This window comes from Rhizobium phaseoli (assembly GCF_003985125.1).
Classification (GTDB): Bacteria; Pseudomonadota; Alphaproteobacteria; order Rhizobiales; family Rhizobiaceae; genus Rhizobium; species Rhizobium phaseoli.
The window spans coordinates 1-4,517 of the sequence record NZ_ML133622.1 but is presented as its reverse complement, the minus strand read 5'-3'; the positions used below and the strand labels follow the sequence as shown (position 1 = coordinate 4,517).

At 54.4% G+C, this 4,517-nt stretch carries 2 protein-coding genes and 1 pseudogene; all 3 read right to left on the bottom strand.

Translation table 11 applies throughout. The features are described 5' to 3' along the window. Positions 1–909 precede the first annotated feature (909 nt). A complete protein-coding gene (locus tag EFD56_RS32240; protein ID WP_008536495.1) occupies positions 910–1,620 on the bottom strand; it encodes a nitrogen fixation protein NifQ in 711 nt (236 codons plus the stop codon). Positions 1,621–2,137: 517 nt separating this feature from the next. Continuing rightward, positions 2,138–2,575: a DUF3846 domain-containing protein gene (locus tag EFD56_RS32230; RefSeq protein WP_008536498.1), complete on the bottom strand. Its 438-nt coding sequence runs from the start codon at positions 2,573–2,575 to the stop codon at positions 2,138–2,140. 1,423 nt (positions 2,576–3,998) lie between these two features. Next, a pseudogene (locus EFD56_RS32220) lies at positions 3,999–4,517 on the bottom strand (integrase core domain-containing protein); the annotation flags it as partial.

Here is a 4,517-nt window from a genome sequence, read left to right as displayed (position 1 = left end):
GCGATTTGACGCAAATCTGACATATCGCCTTCCTTCTTTCGTTCCATCCATCGCTGAGTAAAAGGCAGGCAGCTCGCGCCGCCTCGCATGGCAATCTTCAAAACCCGTGCCATGTGGGCAGCAGCATATAAAACAGCTGTTTTGCTGATCTTCAGCTATTTAGTTCCGAACTTTCGAAGGCGGGATCGACAAACTCTTGTCTCGAAACCGCCAAACTGGACGAAGCGGCTGCGAGGTCTTGTCGGTTGGAAATCGCTTGCGTCAAAGATCAACAAATCTCGTCCGTATCCTTACATCTCAGGCGAGGGACAGAAGTAGTGTGGCAAGTCGTAGAGCCAAGCAGATCGGTACCGTCTTGACGGCCGATCGGCTTCGCACCACGCGTCGAATCAAGGCCGGATGATCAGCAGAACGCATATGAAGGCACAGTAGAGATTGTCGCTTACAACAAACTCGCTGTTATGCTGTCTCCATGAACAAATAGGGGGAATGCCGACAGCTTGGCAGCTGCAGTCTTGCAGGCCCGGATTGTTTCGCCATTGGCTGAGATTGACAACGGAGCCGGTTTCGATCGTCAGCGGGCCAGATTCTGAGGAAATGCTCGAAGGCTACAGCAAAGATCGTGAGCAAGCTATCAAGTTAAAGCGCTAGTCGCGGACGCTTTTTTCCGGCCATACGCTCAGCTCCGACAAATTGTGGATCGCGTAGTCGAATACGGCGAAGAGCTTAAGGCAATTTTAGTAGGTGCTATCAGAATTGACCGATGATCATTATCCGACGACGACATCACCGCTCATCTTTAGGAAAGTGGCATTTGCGCGTGCCCGCACAGTCGTAATATCGGGAGCAATAATCCCCCGTATCGGTTCAACGTCGCCGGACAAGCCCGCCAAGTTGCATCTGTGGCCTTCACGTTTTCAAGATCTCGCGCCCGACGAACTCTGCCGCTCCAGAAAGACTTCCGCTTTCCTCAGGGAGAAAGCATTCATTAAAATCGCCGCATTCCTTGCAGCTGGGAGCGCTACAAAGGGAAAAGCCTTCAGCTTCGCAAATCTTGCGGTAAAAATACTTCTTCCACCTCATGTTGTTGGTGTTGCCTGCCACCAGCGCCGGAAAATGCGCGAACAGCAATCTCCTAAGTTCGGCTTTGTCAAGCAAGCCGAGATCCCGCCAGAGGTGGTCTTCGCGCATGGAACGTCGCGCAATGATCTTAGCAAAACGCACGCCCTCAGGGTCGCCTGGCCGCACATGCCCTAGGAGCATATCGCGCAACAGTTGCTCCTCCGCATCAGGCACGCAATCACTCGCCTCTTGCAGGGCAAAAGCGCGGATAAGCCTTGCCGGGAAACTGCGGGCTGGTATATCCCGCAGCTCCCTAAGCGAAAGGCCGGTTGCCTCGGTCGCGGTGGCAATCCCCATCTCAATTTCTTCAAGTGCGCGCGAAAAAACGCGGAAGAGCACATAGTCATCAAAATATAACTTGAGACCCATCTGGCATGGTCGGCTGAAATAGCGTGTTTGGCAATCGTCGCAGTGGTCGACGGCTATGCCGGTTTGACGTGCGGCGTCCGCAGCTGGCACCGCCACCGTCGAGACCCCGATGTGATGCACATTTGGCATGCGCTTCGTCGCTTTCTCCAATAATCGAATTCAGTTGGCTGCTTTGATCCCCGCAAGGCGAGCATTCAAAGGTTGTGCCAGCTTGAGCAAGTGACAGTTGAAGCCGGCTTTTCAATCACTCGATCGCCCGTGCAGCAGGGAGGCGATCCCGCCTCCCAGTTATCGCCAAACGGACAAACGCAGGCTTTCAATCTGCGGCGCCGATCGAGCAGTCTGAGTGTAGCAATCTGAGGGAAGATCAAAGATCAATTGCTGCGCAACGACGTGTTAGCCGCCGATAGAGTTATCATATGTCTCTTCGATAGTCCTCAGAGTAGTTGGAGACCGGCACTGAACGTCTTCCGACCTTCAGTGTTGACCTTTGTCCAGTTGAACGGGAGGCCTTCGGCAACGTAGTAAACGCCGCTTTGAGGCGTCAGCTTTCCGTTTCTCGAGCCCATGTCGCCACGCTCGCGGACTCTCAGCGAATCGGCGCGATAGAGTTCATTCTCCTGGATCCTATCATTCGTCATTGCGCTCATAGGAGCACCGGGGAGCGGCGATCAATACGCACTTGCAGGCCTTCCAGTGCGCCCGCAACGATGAGGCCCTTGTTCGCCACTCGGTCCATCGGAACAAACACAGGATCAAGCACCGGCCGGCAACATTCAAAACGTCGCGCGGCTTCCGTCATCGTTATTGACGGCGAACGATAAGGTTTACTACCATCGCCTCCCAAAAGCGCTATCTGCCCGGCAAGAGGGATCGGGTACCCGTCAAAGATCGTAAAGGCGGTTAACCCAACTCGCAAAGCTTCTTCGCCAACAAATAGCGAGTGCATGTCGTCGAAGCGGATCATCTGAATAAGATCACTGCCAATTAAACCGGCGATCGATGCAATGCTGTTGCGATCAGGGAGCTCAGCGGCGCGAAAGATCGCACTTTCTGGCTCCAACAGATACACAAAATTTTCCATATCCTTGCCTTCTAAATTCTTGAAAAGAGCTCGTGCCCAGCTGCTTTTGACGGGAGCGAAAGCGACTCGTGCATCAACTTGGGATAGCGACAACGCGCGGCAATATGCAGATTTCAGCGTGCTGTGTAAATGGTCCTGCGCCAATTCGGTTCGGTTCAATTCAAGCCAGGCTCCGGACGCGTCGCTCCGATGTCGCCCAGCCAGTTGATTCTATTGAGATATTTTAATGGGCGTGTTTTTATTCCGGCCAGCCCCCATACCAACTCCGGGCCAAACATGAACGCGACGATGTTAGACCATACCGGCAGCCGCGAGTCGACTAAGCGGGTTCAGCAATCGAACGCGGCGGCCATCGGCGTCGCCGCACGTATGGCTCGAATTTGTCCCAAATTTGCGGAACGGATCCCGACCTTGGGCAAACTATGCAAACGGGTGCGTGTTCCAAGTTTGACGAGATCTGTACGTTGTACGAATACCCAGCAGAATTAGAAATCATTTCCCATGCTGCAGACGCGAGAGCCTGAACTCGAAGCTAACGAGTGGAGCTTCTATCAAGGCACCCCTTACGACGTATAAAGCAGAAAGAAAATTTGCAATCGGCGAGTTCCATCCGAGCATCACGACATTTGGCTAGCGCAACCGGGGCAACAGCCGCGCTCACTGTTGGCTGACTTAAAGTGTGCTGAAAGCCGCGGTCGCGAGTTCGCGCTCGGTCCCCAGGCGTTTTCGGTGCCGCGTTTTTAGCGTTATTCAAAACGCGGATGATGGCATCCAATCAATCTATTTTGCCTGATTAGCGACCTTGGTGCATGACCAAGGTGTCTCACCAAACAAGCCGATCGCGACCTCAGCGGAGAACGTACAAAAATGCAATAGATAGGAAGCGGCAGATTTTATTGCGTATCCCGGAGAGATACTGGCGCCGCCTTGTTGCTCGCTATGGCGGCGGCCTTCGGAGTCTGGCGAACAGGATTTGCCGAGTCGGAAGCCGCGAAAGAAGAAGTCGTCACTTTGGCGTATTCGCGCTGACCCAACTTTTGGCAACCTATGGCACTCACGGCGAAGTCATGCACGTTCATAGCGTGGACGAATCGGGCGAAACGTCAGCGTCGACGCAGTTCAAGTATTGGACGAACGAACGGGAGCAAGGCCTTGTCCTTTAGAACTTTTTTTTGCATCCTGCTACTGGTCACGTGCACCAGCGCTGTTTCGGCCTACGCCGCGTCGCTTTCCATCTTCAAAGCGTTCGCCGTAACACTAGCGGCTTCGGTTTTCCTTCAGGTCGTTTATTTCTTGAGCCTGCTATTTATGTCCTTCCGGCCCACGCGCGAGAGCGACAGGTCGATACATTCAGGAACTCGGCAGGCAAACCAGCCACAAAAACATGATCGCGATGAAACTGAGCTGACCTGCCACTGAATTTTCATCCGGCGGCGATTAGAGCCTCGGCGGTTTTGAATACGCCAAGTGGCGCGGTGTGAGCAACCGGCGGAAACGCGAAGCCTTCATCTTGCGCAGCGTTGGAGCCGGTTGCGGCGATGGTCCCGGCATAATCTGCCGGGGTCTGATATCCGAGCGATTAGTGCGGCCGGAAATTATTGTGATCGTCCGCCCATTCGGCAATGGCGCTTCGGGCATGATTGAGGCCAAAGAACAGGCTTTCGTTGAGCAGTTCGTCGCGCATCCGACCATTGAAGCTCTCGGCATAGCCGTTCTGCATCGGCTTTCCCGGCGCGATGTAGTGCCAGTCGACTTTGTGATCCTTCGACCACGCGAGGATCGCATTCGAGGTGAGTTCAGTGCCGTTGTCGGAGACGATCATCCCGGGCTTGCCACGTCGTTCGATCAGCGTCGTCAGCTCCCGTGCGACGCGGCGGCCGGAGATCGAGGTGTCCGGGATTGCTGCCAGGCATTCGCGCGTCACGTCATCGACGACATTGAG

What these genes read in the sequence shown, in the direction of transcription:
- EFD56_RS32240 (WP_008536495.1), bottom strand. Translation starts at nt 1,620, where the DNA reads ATGCCAAATGTGCATCACATCGGGGTCTCGACGGTGGCGGTGCCAGCT.
- EFD56_RS32230 (WP_008536498.1), bottom strand. Translation starts at nt 2,575, where the DNA reads ATGGAAAATTTTGTGTATCTGTTGGAGCCAGAAAGTGCGATCTTTCGC.